Source organism: uncultured Erythrobacter sp., assembly GCF_947492365.1.
Taxonomy (GTDB): domain Bacteria; phylum Pseudomonadota; class Alphaproteobacteria; order Sphingomonadales; family Sphingomonadaceae; genus Erythrobacter.
The window spans coordinates 359,224-374,759 of the sequence record NZ_CANLMB010000002.1 but is presented as its reverse complement, the minus strand read 5'-3'; the positions used below and the strand labels follow the sequence as shown (position 1 = coordinate 374,759).

At 62.4% G+C, this 15,536-nt stretch carries 11 protein-coding genes; 7 read left to right on the top strand and 4 right to left on the bottom strand.

Annotation, left to right across the window (positions count from 1 at the left end):
* Positions 1-4 precede the first annotated feature (4 nt).
* The 6 genes from Q0887_RS13095 to Q0887_RS13070 all read left to right on the top strand — a co-directional run bounded on the left by Q0887_RS13095 (position 5) and on the right by Q0887_RS13070 (position 11,678).
* Positions 5-1,270, top strand: a complete 1,266-nt coding sequence (locus Q0887_RS13095) for a TIGR04063 family PEP-CTERM/XrtA system glycosyltransferase (protein ID WP_299196120.1) — start codon at positions 5-7, stop codon at positions 1,268-1,270.
* A 40-nt stretch (positions 1,271-1,310) separates the two neighbouring features.
* On the top strand, positions 1,311-2,696 hold the full coding sequence (locus Q0887_RS13090; RefSeq protein ID WP_299196118.1) for a hypothetical protein: 1,386 nt from the start codon (positions 1,311-1,313) through the stop codon (positions 2,694-2,696).
* Between the two features lie 257 nt (positions 2,697-2,953).
* Positions 2,954-7,594, top strand: coding sequence for a glutamate synthase large subunit (gene gltB, locus Q0887_RS13085; RefSeq protein ID WP_299196760.1), 4,641 nt, complete (start codon positions 2,954-2,956; stop codon positions 7,592-7,594).
* Between the two features lie 12 nt (positions 7,595-7,606).
* Positions 7,607-9,043, top strand: a complete 1,437-nt coding sequence (locus Q0887_RS13080) for a glutamate synthase subunit beta (RefSeq protein ID WP_299196116.1) — start codon at positions 7,607-7,609, stop codon at positions 9,041-9,043.
* A gap of 138 nt (positions 9,044-9,181) precedes the next feature.
* Positions 9,182-10,531 carry a carbohydrate porin gene (locus tag Q0887_RS13075; RefSeq protein ID WP_299196114.1) on the top strand — a complete coding sequence of 450 codons (1,350 nt, stop codon included), beginning with the start codon at positions 9,182-9,184 and terminating at the stop codon, positions 10,529-10,531.
* A 70-nt stretch (positions 10,532-10,601) separates the two neighbouring features.
* Entirely contained in the window at positions 10,602-11,678 is a 1,077-nt protein-coding gene (locus tag Q0887_RS13070; protein ID WP_299196112.1) for a glutathione S-transferase family protein, read from the top strand.
* 60 nt (positions 11,679-11,738) lie between these two features.
* On the opposite strand, the gene Q0887_RS13065 is transcribed toward Q0887_RS13070, so the two are convergent.
* From Q0887_RS13065 to ung, 4 genes are read right to left on the bottom strand one after another with little or no spacing between them, the layout of a single operon-like run.
* Entirely contained in the window at positions 11,739-12,473 is a 735-nt protein-coding gene (locus Q0887_RS13065; protein ID WP_299196110.1) for an alpha/beta hydrolase-fold protein, read from the bottom strand.
* Between the two features lie 46 nt (positions 12,474-12,519).
* A complete protein-coding gene (locus Q0887_RS13060; RefSeq protein WP_299196108.1) occupies positions 12,520-13,752 on the bottom strand; it encodes an FAD-dependent oxidoreductase in 1,233 nt (410 codons plus the stop codon).
* Positions 13,753-13,777: 25 nt separating this feature from the next.
* On the bottom strand, positions 13,778-14,113 hold the full coding sequence (locus Q0887_RS13055; protein ID WP_299196106.1) for a TraR/DksA family transcriptional regulator: 336 nt from the start codon (positions 14,111-14,113) through the stop codon (positions 13,778-13,780).
* Complete coding sequence (ung, locus tag Q0887_RS13050) at positions 14,110-14,796, bottom strand: uracil-DNA glycosylase (RefSeq protein ID WP_299196104.1); 687 nt, start codon at positions 14,794-14,796, stop codon at positions 14,110-14,112. Before ung ends, Q0887_RS13055 begins: the two co-directional genes overlap by 4 nt.
* A gap of 83 nt (positions 14,797-14,879) precedes the next feature.
* On the opposite strand from ung, the gene Q0887_RS13045 reads away from it, so the two are divergent.
* On the top strand, positions 14,880-15,515 hold the full coding sequence (locus tag Q0887_RS13045; protein ID WP_299196103.1) for a ribonuclease D: 636 nt from the start codon (positions 14,880-14,882) through the stop codon (positions 15,513-15,515).
* Positions 15,516-15,536: the final 21 nt, after the last annotated feature.

Sequence of the window (15,536 nt, the reverse complement as noted above, 5' to 3'; positions counted from 1 at the left end):
TCCTATGACGCGCATACTCCACGTCCTTGACCATTCGTTGCCGCTGCATAGCGGCTACACCTTCCGCACCCGCGCTATTCTGAAAGCGCAGGAGGCGCTGGGCCTCGAAGTGCGCGGGATCACCTCGCAAAAGCACAATCACGAGGCGGAGTGGGATGAAGATGTCGAGACGTTTGACGGGCTGACCTTTCACCGCACGCCGGGCGTCACCAGCGGGCCGATGCTGGTCAATGAATTCCGCGAGATGGCCGCGCTTTCCGGCGCAATTCAGGAGCTTGCCAAAGATTGGCGTCCTGACGTCATCCACGCCCACTCGCCCGCGCTCAATGGCGGAGCCGCCTTGCGGGCAGCGCGCGCGCTGGGCGTGCCGTTCGTCTATGAAATCCGCGCGTTCTGGGAAGATGCCGCTGTCGGCAATCGCAACGGTACCGAGGGATCAGCCAAATACCGCCTCACCCGCAGCCTCGAAACGCAGGTCGCGAGCCGCGCCGATGCGGTCTTCACCATTTGCAAGGGCCTGCGCGATGATCTGGTCGCGCGCGGGATCGCTCCGGGGAAAATCGGAGTGATGCCCAATGGCGTTGATTTGCAGCTTTTCGGCGACCCGCCGCCGCGCGATGACGCTCTGGCGCGCGAATTGGGGATCGAAACGGGCGCTCCAGTGATCGGCTATATCGGCAGCTTCTACGATTACGAAGGCATTGACGACCTGATTGCCGCCATGCCGCGACTGCGCGAACGGCACACTGCGGCAAGGCTGCTGCTGGTCGGAGCGGGCGAGATGGAGAGCGAATGGCGCGCGGCCGCCGCTTCGCTGCCTCAGCCGGACGCCGTGATCTTTGCCGGACGCGTGCCGCACACAGAGGTCGAGCGTTACTATTCACTTATCGACGTGCTGGCCTATCCGCGCAAAGACTCGCGCCTCACCGATCTCGTGACCCCGCTCAAACCGCTCGAAGCGATGGCCCAGCGCCGGATTGTGGCGGCTTCCGATGTCGGCGGACACCGCGAGCTGATTACCCACGGTGAAACCGGCTTTCTCTTCCCGCCTGACGATCCCGCAGCCTGCGCCGATGCGCTGGCCGATATGCTCGACCGGCGCGATGAATGGGACGCTATGCGCAAGCGCGGCATCGAACATGTGCGCACCCGCCACGACTGGCATGAAAATGCGCGTCGTTATCCAGACGTTTACCAACTCTTGCTAGCCGATCTTAAGCGTGATGGACGGTTTGCGTCCAATCCGCGCGAACAGGGATTAAGGGCCTAGGGATACGCATCCCCCGAAGCCCCAATTTGTAAGGGGCGTCATGCGTCTAAGCCAGTATATCGATAGGCAGCCGGTAAAGCGGAAGAAGTCGCGCGCCAAACCCGCGAGCGGACTGCAAGCTATCGCAGCGCAACGGTTCTTTGTGCCGATCATCAGCGCATGGGGCGCGGCGCTGCTGGGCCTTATCGTCATGGTCCTGCCTGCGGATGCCATCATTCGAATCACTGTTCTGACCAAATCGAGCTTTCTCGGCGACTGGGCGCAGCTCGCCTATGCAGGCATCGCAGCCGTGCTTGGTGGCGGGATCGCCTATTTTGCTGCGGGTAGCATGCATGAGCGCGCGCGCGCTTCGGATGAGAGCCTTTCGGTCGTATCCGCTGTCCAATCGCGCCGCTCTGGCAGAGTTGATCCGATTGACCCTGCAACCGATCTTGGCAGCGACAGCCTCGATGCGCCGATCGAGGAAGGCGAGTTCGAGGAACTGCGCGAGGATTGCGCCGCCAGCGGCGAGAAACGCGCACCCACTTTGGGCGAATTGTCCAAGCGTGGCTATGAAATGGAAGCGCCCGAAGATGTCACTGCGCGCGAAAACGGGGGGGACGCTTTGTTCACCCGCAAGCATTTTCAGTCAGCTCTGATCGAGACCTGTGAGGCCGAAACCTGTGAAGCCGAAACGTGCGAGGCAGTTGCTGACCAGAACCCTGAGAAGGAAGACGACATGGCTCAGGTATTGACCAAGCCAAAACGCGATGGCGGGCCCGCCCCGATCGGCAGCCCCCGCGCAGCAACAGAAGCGGCTTCGTGGAGCCTCACCCAGTTTACCCCGCCTTCCCCCGAAGCTGCGCCCGCCCCTGTACCGGCGCCCGTCGCATCGGCATTCGCCAGTGCCGACAAGACTTCGCCGGTGAATGTCGTGCCCGATCCCGTTGCCGAAGCCGCGCCCGCCCCCAAATCAGCGCCGCTGCCTGAAAGGCCGCAAGCGCTTGATCTTGGCGAATTTGCCGAACTTCCGGGTCGCAACGCGGTCTGGGTGGAAGAGCAAGCTGCGGCTGATCCTGCACCTGAACCCGCCGCTCGCACCGCATCACCGCCTGAAAACGCGCTTGAGAAATTGCGCCAGCGTCATCCCGAAGAACTGAGCCTCGTCGAAATGGTTGAGCGCTTTGCAGGCGCGCTGCACGAACATCAGGCCGCCGAACGCGCCAACCTCGCCAAGACCGGCCCGACCCGCGATGCCGCTTTGGCAGAAGCGCTCAAAGCGCTCAACCTGTTCACCGAACGCGGCTTCGATAAAGGCCCCGCGGATGTCGCTGCCCATGCCGACACCTCGCAGCTCGGCCAGACCGAGCGCGAATTGCGCAACGCTCTAACCAAGCTCCAGAGCCTGCGTCCGCAGAGCCCCGGCAGCGCGCGTGGAGCGGCGTGATTCTGACTAGTTTCGCATGAAACTATGCTGATAACACGCGGTGACGCAACGAAACTAAAGTCAATCTTTGCACAAACGTAATATTACTGCGTTCTTCGCGGTTGCAATATATCCCGTCCATCGGCATTAGGGTGTCGAAACGAAGCGCGGTCCGGCTATGCCTGACGCACCGGTGCGCTCGACATTCTGCCGCTACAGTGAAGCCTGCGTGCTCCCTCTCGCTGTCGCAGCATCTGACAGGACGGAACTTTGCCATGGTGGGTTACCCCGCTCAGCAGGGTCTTTACGACCCGAGAAACGAACACGACGCCTGCGGTGTAGGCATGGTCGCGCATATCAAAGGCGTGCGCAGCCATTCGATCGTCGAACAATCGCTCGAGATTCTCGAGAAGCTCGACCATCGCGGTGCGGTGGGCGCAGACCCTTTGCTGGGAGACGGCGCGGGCCTGCTGATGCAGATCCCCGATGCGCTGATCCGGCGCTGGGCGGGTGAGCATGGCCACAAATTGCCGGAGCCGGGCGATTACGCGGTCGCCATGTGCTTTATGCCTCAGGACGAGGCGGCGCGCAGCTTTGTCGCCGAACAGTTCGAGAAATTCACCGCCAAGGAAGGCCAGCGCTTTGTCGGCTGGCGCGAAGTTCCTGTCACGCTCGAAGGGCTGGGCAAGGCAGTGGTTGATTCCATGCCGGTGATCCAGATGGCGGTCATCGCGCGGGGCGAGAATTGTGCCGATCAGGACGCGTTCGAGCGCAAGCTGCTGGTCATCCGCAAGCAGGTGCAAAACCCGCTCAAGAAGCTCGCCGAGAAGCATGGGCTTCCGGGCCTCGCCGACCTCTATGTGCCCAGCTTCTCCAGCCGCACCATCGTTTACAAAGGCCTGCTGCTGGCAACGCAGGTGCAGAGCTTTTTCGACGATCTGCGCGATCCCGAATGCGTCAGCGCCTTTGGCCTCGTCCATCAACGCTTTTCGACCAACACTTTCCCCAGCTGGCGGCTCGCCCACCCGTTCCGCTTCATCGCTCACAATGGCGAGATCAACACGGTTCGCGGCAATGTGAACTGGATGAATGCGCGCCGCCGCACGATGGAAAGCGAGCTGCTTGGTCCCGATCTCGACAAGATGTGGCCGATCATCCCGCACGGCCAATCAGACACGGCCTGCCTCGACAACGCGCTCGAATTGCTGCTCGCGGGCGGATATTCTCTCGCCCATGCGATGATGGTTCTGATCCCCGAAGCCTGGGCAAAGAACGAGCAAATGTCGCCTGAGCTGCGCGCGTTTTACGAATATCACGCCGCTTTGATGGAGCCGTGGGACGGCCCTGCGGCGGTGTGCTTTACCGATGGCCGCCAGATCGGCGCAACGCTCGATCGCAACGGCCTGCGCCCAGCGCGATTCTGCGTGACCAAGGACGACATTGTCTGCCTCGCTTCGGAAAGCGGCGTGCTGCCCTTTGCCGAGGAAGACATCACCCGCAAATGGCGTTTGCAACCCGGCAAGATGCTTCTGATCGACCTCGAACAGGGCCGGATCATCGAAGATGACGAGCTCAAGGCCGAGCTTGCCGGCGATGCGCCCTTTGCCGAATGGCTTGATCAAGCGCAGTTCAAGCTGGCCGATATCACCCATATCGAGCCTGAATTGTCGCATGTGCCCGAGCACCACACCAGCCTGCTCCAGCGCCAGCAGGCGTTTGGCTACACGCAGGAAGACATCTCGAAATTCCTCGAGCCGATGGCGGTCAAGGGCGACGATCCGATCGGGTCGATGGGCACCGACACGCCGATTGCGGTCCTGTCGGGCAAAGCGCGGCTGCTCTACGATTATTTCAAACAGAACTTCGCGCAGGTCACCAATCCGCCGATCGATCCGATCCGTGAAGAGCTGGTGATGAGCCTGCTATCGATGATCGGCCCGCGCCCCAACCTGCTGGGCCATGATGCCGGCACGCATAAACGCCTCGAGGTTGAACAGCCGATCCTCACCAATGAGGAACTGGCCAAAATCCGCTCGGTCGAAGCGGTGCTAGACGGTGCGTTCCGCTGCGAGACCATCGACATCACTTTCGATGCGGAAAAGGGCGTCGAAGGCATCGAGCTGGCTCTGCGGGAAATGTGCTGGGCGGCAACCGAAGCGGTGTTGCAGGACCAGAACATCCTCGTCCTGTCCGACCGCGCGCAAGACGAGAACCGCGTGCCCATGCCCGCTCTGCTCGCGACAGCGGCGGTCCACCACCACCTCGTTCGGCAGGGCCTGCGGATGCAAACCGGCCTCGTCATCGAAACCGGCGAAGCGCGCGAAGTGCACCATTTCTGCGTGCTGGCAGGCTACGGCGCCGAAGCGATCAATCCCTATGTGGCGTTCGAAACGCTCGAAGATATTCGCGTGCGCAAGCACTCTGACCTCACCGCCGAAGAGGTCCAGCAAAACTACATCAAGGGTGTCGGGAAAGGCATCCGCAAGGTCATGTCCAAGATGGGCATCTCGACCTACCAATCCTATTGCGGCGCGCAGATCTTTGACGCCGTTGGCCTCTCATCCGATTTCGTCGAGAGATACTTCACCGGTACATCGACCACGATCGAAGGGGTCGGGCTGGAACAGGTCGCCGAGGAAAGCGTGCGCCGCCACGCGCAGGCCTATGGCGACAATCCGCTCTACAAGGGCATGCTCGATGTCGGCGGCATCTACCAATATCGCCTGCGCGGTGAGGAGCACGCCTGGACGCCCGAGAATGTTGCGCAATTGCAGCATGCGGTGCGCGGCAACAATCTCAGCAATTACGAAGAGTTTGCCAAGTCGGTGAACGAGCAGAGCGAACGCCTGCTCACAATTCGCGGGCTGATGGAGCTGAAAAAGGCTGACACGCCGATCCCGCTCGAAGAGGTCGAACCGGCGAGCGAAATCGTCAAACGCTTCAGCACCGGCGCGATGAGCTTTGGCTCGATCAGCCACGAAGCGCATTCGACGCTTGCAGTGGCGATGAACCGCATTGGCGGGCGCTCGAACACCGGCGAAGGCGGCGAAGAGCCGTTCCGCTTCACCCCGATGGAGAACGGGGATTCGATGCGCAGCCGGATCAAGCAGGTGGCCTCGGGCCGGTTCGGCGTGACCACCGAATATCTCGTCAATTCGGACGATATCCAGATCAAGATGGCGCAGGGTGCAAAGCCCGGCGAAGGCGGCCAGCTGCCCGGTCACAAGGTCGACAAGCGCATCGGCGCGGTCCGGCATTCAACGCCGGGCGTAGGCCTGATCTCGCCCCCGCCGCATCACGATATCTATTCGATCGAAGACCTCGCGCAGCTGATCCACGATCTCAAAAACGTGAACACCGACGCGCGTATCTCAGTGAAGCTCGTCTCCGAAGTGGGCGTGGGCACGGTGGCCGCAGGCGTCTCCAAGGCGCGCGCGGATCACGTCACGATCTCCGGCTATGATGGTGGTACTGGCGCTTCGCCGCTGACCAGCCTCACCCATGCGGGCAGCCCGTGGGAAATCGGTCTGGCAGAAACCCAGCAGACCTTGCTGCTCAACGATCTGCGCAGCCGCATCGCGGTACAGGTCGATGGCGGTTTGCGCACAGGCCGCGACGTGGCCATCGGCGCGTTGCTGGGCGCGGACGAGTTCGGCTTTGCCACCGCCCCGCTGATCGCGGCGGGCTGTATCATGATGCGCAAATGCCACCTCAACACCTGCCCCGTTGGCGTCGCAACGCAGGACCCTGAGCTGCGCAAGCGCTTCACCGGACAGCCCGAACATGTCGTCAATTACATGTTCTTCGTCGCTGAGGAATTGCGCGCCATCATGGCCGAAATGGGCTTCCGCACGCTCGCCGAGATGGTTGGGCGCGTCGACCGGCTCGACATGACCCGCATGCACCGCCACTGGAAGGCGCGCGGGATCAATCTCGACCGCCTGCTCCACCAGCCCGCGCTTGCTGAGGGCGCCCCGCTCCTCAACACCGAGACTCAAGATCACGGCCTTGGCGGCGCGCTCGACAATGCGCTGATCGCCGACGCGCGCGAAGCGATCGCGGCCAAGACACCGGTCAAACTCAATGTCGAGATCCGCAATGTGAACCGCACGGTCGGCGCGATGCTGTCGGGCGAGATTGCCAAGGCGCATGGTCACGAGGGCCTGCCAGTCGATACAATTCGCGTGAACCTGACGGGCGTTGCCGGGCAAAGCTTCGGAGCATGGCTGGCGCACGGCGTCGCGCTCGATCTGATTGGCGATGCCAATGACTATGTCGGCAAGGGGCTGAGCGGCGGGCGGATCATCGTGCGCCCGCCCGAAAACGCCCCGCGCGTGGCGGGCGAGAACATCATCGTCGGCAACACCGTGCTTTACGGCGCGATTGCGGGCGAGGCCTATTTCTCCGGCGTTGCGGGTGAGCGCTTTGCCGTGCGCAATTCGGGCGCCATCGCCGTGGTCGAAGGCGCGGGCGACCATGCCTGCGAATATATGACCGGCGGCGTCGTGGTTGTCCTCGGCAAGACCGGGCGCAACTTCGCAGCCGGAATGAGCGGCGGGGTCGCCTATGTCTATGACCCCGAGGGCGCGTTCAGCGAGTTGGTGAACCACGCGCAGGTCGATCTGCTGCCGGTTTCGGCAGAGGTTGATCCAAAAGTTGGGACTGGCCGCCCGCAGCAACGCGGCACATCGGTCAACGATTTCGGCATGGGCGATATGCTCCACCACGATGCCGAGCGTCTGCGCATCCTCGTCGAGCGCCATCAACTCCACACCGGCAGCGTGGTCGCGGGAGAGCTGCTGGGCGATTGGGACAGCAACTTGAGCAAATTCGTCAAGGTCATGCCGCGCGACTACCAGCGCGCGCTCGAAGCTCTCGAAGCAGAGCGCGAAGAAGCCGCAAGCGTGGCGGCGGAATAAGGGTCAAAGAACATGGGCAAAGACACCGGATTTCTCGAGCTGGACCGCCGCGAGCGCGACTATCTCGATCCCAAGCAGCGGCTTGAAAACTACCGCGAATTCGTCGTTCAGCCGAGCAACGAGGTGCTTGCCGCGCAGGCTTCGCGCTGCATGGATTGCGGCATTCCCTATTGTCACAATGGCTGTCCGGTGAACAACATGATCCCGGACTGGAACCATCTGGTCTATGAGCAGGACTGGAGGAACGCGCTCGACGTCCTGCACTCCACCAACAACTTCCCTGAGTTCACCGGCCGCATCTGCCCCGCGCCCTGCGAAGCGTCCTGCACGCTCAACATTGTCGATCAGCCGGTGACGATCAAGTCGATCGAATGCGCGATTGTCGATCGCGGGTGGCAGGAAGGCTGGATCACCCCGCAAGTGCCTGAGAAGAAGACCGGCAAGTCGGTCGCTGTCGTAGGCTCCGGCCCCGCAGGCATGGCCGCCGCTCAGCAACTGGCGCGCGCGGGCCATTCGGTTGTGCTGTTCGAGAAAGCGGACCGCGTCGGCGGGCTGCTGCGTTACGGCATTCCAGACTTCAAGATGGAAAAACACCTCATCAACCGCCGCTGCGTGCAGATGGAGGCTGAGGGGGTCGAGTTCCGCACCAGCAAGGAAGTGGGCGTGGATGTCTCGTTCAAGAGCTTGCGGGAAAACTTCGACGCGATTGTCCTGTCCGGCGGCGCAGAAGATGCGCGCGCTCTCTCGATACCCGGCGCCGAAATGCCCGGCGTGCGGCTCGCGATGGAATTCCTGACCCAGCAGAACAAGCGCAATGCCGGCGATGACGAAACCCGAGCTGCGCCGCGCGGCACGCTCAAGGCTACGGGCAAGCATGTCGTCGTGATCGGGGGCGGGGACACCGGCTCTGACTGTGTGGGCACGTCCAACCGTCAGGGCGCGGCCAGCGTCACCCAGCTTGAGATCATGCCCAAGCCTCCTGAAAAAGAGGACAAGGCGCTGACCTGGCCCGATTGGCCGCTCAAATTGCGCACCTCCTCCAGCCACGAAGAAGGCGCCGCGCGCGACTGGGCCGTGCTGACCAAGCGGGTGATCGGCGATGGTGCGACGGTCACCGGCCTGGAATGTGCGCGGGTTGAGTGGCAAGACGGCCAGATGCAGGAAATCGAAGGCAGCACCTTCACCATCCCGGCCGATCTGATCCTGCTCGCCATGGGCTTTGTCGGCCCGAAAAAGGCCGGATTGCTTGAGCAAGCGGGTGTCGAGTTGACGGATCGCGGTAATGTGGCCGCCGACACGAACAACTACTCCACCAGCACCGAAAACGTCTTTGCCTGCGGCGATATGCGGCGCGGGCAAAGCCTTGTGGTCTGGGCAATCCGCGAGGGGCGCCAATGCGCGCGGGCTGTCGATGAGGCGCTTATGGGTGTCTCCGAACTGCCACGCTAAGGGCAAACTCGTCACTTCTGGCGGTGCATTAACCATTCAATTGGCTTGACCCGTGGATTCGCGGGTGGTTCACCCGTGTTTCAGTTTGCGCGGCCGGGATCAGGCACAAGGTTCGCGCGCAGAAAAGGGATATGGGTCTTGCACCAGTTCAACAGCCGCCGCCTTGGCGTATTTACAGCCGCGGGTTCCGTGCTCGCCATGGCAGCCGCCACGCCAGCTTTGGCAAATGCGCCAGCGGATATCGCGATTTCGGCGGAGACCTTTGAGATCGCAGCGAGTGGGGATGCAGACGCCTACACTTTGCCCGCGGACGACAACGCAGCGCTCGGCCCGCAGGATGCAGCGCCTGCTGCTCCCGCCGCCGCCGCGCCGCAAGCGCCTCCGCCGCCCAAACCAGTGCGCCTGCGCGTGGTCGCCTCGCAATTTGTCGATGCGCCGATTGCAGGCGATGCCGCCAGCACCGCGCGCTATTCGGGCCGGGTGGACGGCTATCTGGAAGTAGGCGGACATTTCTACGGCGGTTCGGACAATATCACGATCCGCATCCGTCCCGAATACACCTGGGGCCGCTCATCCAATGGAGAGGTTGGACTGATCCCCGGCAACACCGCGCTCTTCCGTCCCGAAAGCAAAGGCGATTTCGACCTTTCGGCTTCGCTTGAATACAAATGGGATTCGGGCGCGACTTTCGAGATCGGCAAGATGAACATTCTCGACACGTCCGGCGCATTGCCGATTGTGGCGAGTGACGGGCATTACGGTTTCCAGAATCTCGGCCTGGCGCTTCCGCCGACTGCTGTCGTTCCCAACACGCTGACCGGCGCCATGCTGACCGTGCCAAGCGGCAAGATGATCTACCGCGCATGGGTCTTCGATCCGGACAGCCAGTATCAGCGCACCGGTTTCGAGACTGCATTTGAGAGCGGCGTTGGCTTCATGCTTGCCGCTGCGCGCCGCACCACAGTCAACCGCCTGCCTGGCGTCGTCAATCTCGCGATTGTCGGTTCGACCCGCGATCAGTTTGCGGTCGACATTCTGCCGCGAGCACTGACCCCGCCGCCGCAGCCCTTCGCCTCTTTCGGGAACGAGAGCGGAGAGCTGGCGATGCAGCTTTCCTATTACCAGTTCCTCAAAATGTACCCTGAGGCCCGCGGTAAGGGCTGGGGCATTCTCGCCCGTTTCCAGGCCTCGATGGGCGATCCTACCTTCCTCGATTATTCGGGCTATTTCGGCGTCTCGGGCAATCCGCGCTTCCGCCCGCAGGACCGTTTTGGCCTCGCCTATTTCCAGTATTCGCTCACTGACGAGCTGGTCGACGACATCGCTTTCCGCCTCGGGATCGAGGACGAGCAGGGCGTCGAGGCGTTCTACACCTACACATTCGCCGAGGGCTTTGGCCTCACCGCCAATGTGCAGGTGGTCGATAGCGCGGTCGCGTTTCGCGATACCGGCGTGACGGTGGGTGCCAGATTGACGACAGAGTTCTGACGACCGGTCTTCTGAACACTTCGTTTTGATTTGCTCTCCGCGTGCTCTACGCAAGCATGAGGGAGTGATTATGAAAGTCTACGGATCGCGGATTTCCTATTACACCGGGAAACTCGAAACCTATCTGCGCTACAAGGGCATAGGCTACGAGCTGTTGCCCACGCCCTATGACAAGGCGGAGATGCTCAAAGAGAAAGTCGGCGCGGTGCAAATGCCGATCGTCGATGATGATGGCACATGGATGTCGGACACCACGCCGATCCTGTGTCATCTGGAAAGCGCACATGCCGCCAGACCGATCCTTCCCTCCGATCCGGTGGTGCGCTTCATCGCCTTTCTGATCGAGGATTATGCAGACGAATATCTGTGGCGTCCGGCGATGTTCTACAGATGGTGGTACCGCCATGACCGGGAATATGCCGCAAGCGTCCTGACCGATGAGCTAACCGGCCATTTGCGCCTTCCGCGCTTCTTGAGAAAGCGGATGATCACGCGCAGACAAGTGAACCATTACATTCACCGCGACGGCGGGAACGAGGCAACGCGCGCCCATATCGAGCACGGTTATGCCAGCGCATTGGCAGCAATGAGCGCGATGCTGGAAAACCGGCCGTTTCTCTTGGGCAATGCGCCTTCCATCGCCGATTTCGGATTGATGGGGCCGATGCTTCGTCATTTCGGGCAGGATCCCACACCGCAAGACATCATGCGCAACACCGCGCCGCTGGTCTATGAATGGGCCGCGAGGATGTGGCTCGCCAAAGATTGCGACAATCCGGTGTTTGTTACGGAAATCCCGGAGGATGTCGCGCCGCTGCTCAAGGAAATCTGCGAAACCCACCTGGCACAATTGTCGGCCAATGCGGCAGCATTTGGTGCAGGTGAGGACCGGTTTGATATGGTAGTGCAGGATTGCCAATATCGAAGCATCGCCACCTCCCGATATCGCGTTTGGTGCCTTGAGGAGCTGCGCCGCCGCTTTGCTGAACTGGGCAGCGCGGATCAGGCCAAGGTCAAAGCTCTATTGCCCCACGAAGGCGCTGAGCTCTTGTGGCAAGATGACGGGCCCGCCCCATCCGGCTTTAACACGGGCAACCATCTGCCCTTCGGCAAGGCCATCAACGTGTTCAAGGACGGACTGCCCTAGCCGTTACGAGGCCAGATTGTTGCAGCGCAGGCCCAGCCCGTATTCCTCGAGCCAATCTGCCTAGGTTGGCAGCAGGAATTGCAGCGCTTCGGGCAGCAGGCCGTGCAGGGCATTAGCGTGGACCAGCTCCTCGCGCCGGTCGGAGAAGCAGAGATTCTCGCCCGCCTTTGCCACGAGACGCTCGATCCCCTCTTCGGTCGCCCCGCCTTCATCGGCGAGCGAGATGTAGAGCGGCGGGCGGGTGCGGCTGTCCATCTGCTCAAACCGGGTAGCCAAGGCTTGGCCGGACCATTGCAGGCTTGGGGAGATAGCCGCGTATCCGTCAAACAGGTCGGGGTGCAGCGCCCATGTTTCGGCAACGAAATGCCCCGCCGCGCTCTCGCCTGCGAGAATGAACCGGCCGTCGCTGCGGTAGTTTTCGCGTAATAGAGCCACGACTGTTTCGGTGAGCCATGCGCGAAATGCGGTGCTTTCACCGGCGCTGGGGTAGCGCGTCTGTTCGTCCAAGTCGCTCGTCGGCGGCAGCAGCTCGCGCTGGCGATCAACCGTCTCGATCCCGACAAAGATCACCGCCTCGCTGCGCCCCCACAGCTGGTTCCAGCGCGACAGGCCCAGCGTCAGGAACAGATCCTGATCCATCCCGCCATCGAGCACCAGCAGGATAGGGTATTCGCGCGTCCCGGCCTCGTAATCGCGCGGGAGGATGACATTCACCCGCCGCTCGGCCCCGTGGGTTTCGAGCGTGTAAGACGTGCCGATTGTGATCGGCTCGCTTGGCGGCTCCTCGTCGGCCATTAGCGGCTGCGGGAAAGCCAATGCGATAAGTAGGGCAACAAGACGGCTAATAGCGGCGAACCTCCTCGAATGCGCGGTCAGGCCGGTAAGGTTCGAGCATGGAGGCGGTGGTCTCTTCAAGCAACTCCTGTGCTGCCAACCGGCCCAGAATTGGCGCGAGCGAAACGCCGCTATGCGTGATCGCAAGATAGGCTTTGGGGCGCTGGGGCGAGAAACCCATCACCGGATGGCCGTCCAGCGGCAGGGGCCGCCAGCCGATAAAGACGTCCTCGGTCGCTGCATCCGCCAAAGCAGGCAAATACGCCTGTGCAATAGCTAGGATGCGCGCAGCATGTTCTTCGGCCAATGCGCGCGTGGGGAAGGCGTTAGGCCGGTCTGCAAGGCGCGCGGCATGAGCTTCGTTCTGCGGCGCTCCGTCCTGCTCGCCCAGCACCACGCGCCCGTCGAGCCGCTGGTGAACATGCACGCCGGGGGCGACCAGAATGCGGCCCAACATCGGCGCCATAGGCTGGGTCACGACGATCACACCGGGTGTTGAGCGCTGAGGAATGTCGATCCCAGCAAGCGCCTGCGTCGCCTCGGGATCGGCCCCGGTCGCAAGAACGTAGGAATCCACCTCCAGATCACCCTGATCTGTCTCAAGCACCGCTTCGGCGCCCATGGATCCCGCCCGAGCGCCGGTCACCGCACAATTGGTCTTGAGGACCGCGCCCAGCGCCTGTGCCTCGTTCAGCAAGGTCCGCGCTGCCAGCACCGGATCAAGCGCGCCGTCATTGGGGGAATAGGCAACCGACTGCGCGCCCCCAAATACAACCTGCGGTTCGAGCGAAGCCAGCTCCTGCGGCCCAATCATCCGCGCGGGTTCGCCCCATTCGGCCTGCTCGGCAATCTGCGCGCCAAGCAATTCCTGCCGCTCGGCTCCGCCAAACCATTCGAGCGAGCCGCCCCATTTGATCGGAATGCCAATCTCCGCTTCCAGCTCCTGCCACGCAGCGAGGCCGAGTTGGTTCAAGCGGTGATAGTTTCGCGGCTGCTTGGCCCAGGTGGCGTTGAGCCAGGCGAACGTGCCGCGACTGGCGCGGGTTGCGATGTCATGCCGCTCGATCACCGTCACCTGCGCGCCGCCCTTGGCCAGATGGTAGGCAATCGAAGCACCGATGATCCCCGCGCCAATAACCGCGACATGGCGTTTCTCGCCCGAGCCGGTGGAGCCACAAGCCGCAACAAGAGGGCTCACTGCGCCAATGGCCAGCAGGTTCCTGCGTGACAATCTGGGCATCATTCCTCTCCCCGTATCGTCAGGCTCACGAAGCACCGCTTGCACATTTCACACACGTTCCAACGCTTGGATCGTGCTCCAGCCGTTTGGGCGCAATGTCCTCGCCGCAAGTGCCGCAATAACCCCATTCGCCTTCGTCGAGCCGTGCCAGCGCCGCTTTGATCCGGCTGCGCTCGGCCTGACGGCGGCGCTCTGTTGCTTGCGCCATCGCCTGTTGCTGCATCGCGTCCATGCGGCTGAGCCTGCCGACGCTGTCTTGCTGGAGCGTCACTGGATCGCGCGCGTCGCTGTTGGATCGGTCTTCCTCATCCAGCTGCGCCGCGCGCGCGATCAGGGCTTTGCGGGCTTCATCCTCGGTCATAGGCTCCAGTCTATCACACCGCGCCCCTGCGCCTGCAAAAAAGCATTGGCCTGACTGAAAGGCTTCGAACCGAAAAAGCCCGAATGCGCCGACAGCGGGCTTGGGTGGACCGAAGTCAGCACCAGATGACGCGCGCCTTTGCCAAGGCTTGGCACCCGTCCCGCCTTCTTCTTCGCATGGCTGCCCCACAGCACGAAGACGGTCGGCTCGCCCGTCGATGCAACCGCCTCGACAGCCGCGTCGGTGATCGCGTCCCAACCGCGCCCCGCATGGCTGCCCGCCTGCCCCGCCTCGACTGTCAGCGTGTTGTTGAGCAGCAGCACGCCTTGGCGCGTCCACGGCGTAAGATTGCCGGTCGCGGGGCGGGGAATGCCCAGATCACCCTCCAGTTCCTTGAAGATATTGACCAGCGACGGCGGCTGCTTGACCCCGTCCTGCACCGAGAAGCTCAGGCCATGCGCTTGACCTGGACCGTGATAGGGATCCTGCCCCAGTATCACGACCTTCACCTGATCAAGCGGCGTTTCGGCGAGCGCGGCAAGGCGGCTCCCGCGCGGTGGATAGATCACCTTGCCCGCCGCCTCCTCTGCGCGCAGCCAGCCGCCCAGCTTGCGCGCTTCCGGAGTATCCAGAGCGGGTTCAAGCGCCGCGCGCCAGCTTTCAGGGATGTCGTCGCTTGCCATGCAAGCGAGGCTACACCTCAAGGAGCATTCCACGCGAGAGACCTCTTTCCCTCTATCCCCAATCGGCGTAATGGCTTGAGGCAATGACAGTCCATTTCCACGAAGAAGACCTGCCCGAAGGCGTGCTGCAAGGCACCGCCCCGCTTGCGGTCGACACCGAGACCATGGGTCTCATCACTCACCGCGACCGGCTTTGCGTGGTCCAGATCAGCGATGGTTCGGGCGACGAGCACCTTGTGCGCTTTTCGCCTGGCAGCACCTATGAAGCGCCCAACCTGACCGCTTTGCTGGCGGATGAGAGCAGGCTGAAGCTTTACCACTTCGCGCGTTTCGATCTGGCGGCGATCCAGTATTATCTGGGCGTGATGGCCGCGCCGGTGTTCTGCACCAAGATCGCGAGCAAGCTGGTGCGCACTTACACCGACCGGCATGGCCTCAAAAACCTGACCGATGAACTGCTCAACGAGAGCATGTCAAAGCAGCAGCAGTCGAGCGATTGGGGCGGGCCCGACATCAACGATGCGCAGCGCGATTACGCTGCGTCGGATGTGCGCTTCCTCCACCGGCTGCGCGATGAGCTGGCCGTGCGGCTGGAGCGCGAAGGGCGCACCGAGCTGGCGCAATCCTGCTTTGACTTCCTGCCGACCCGTGCGTTGCTGGATATAGCCGGTTGGGACGGACGTGACATATTCAGCCACAATGAAGGTTTCTACGCCTAGGGCAGGGGCGGAGAAGACAGG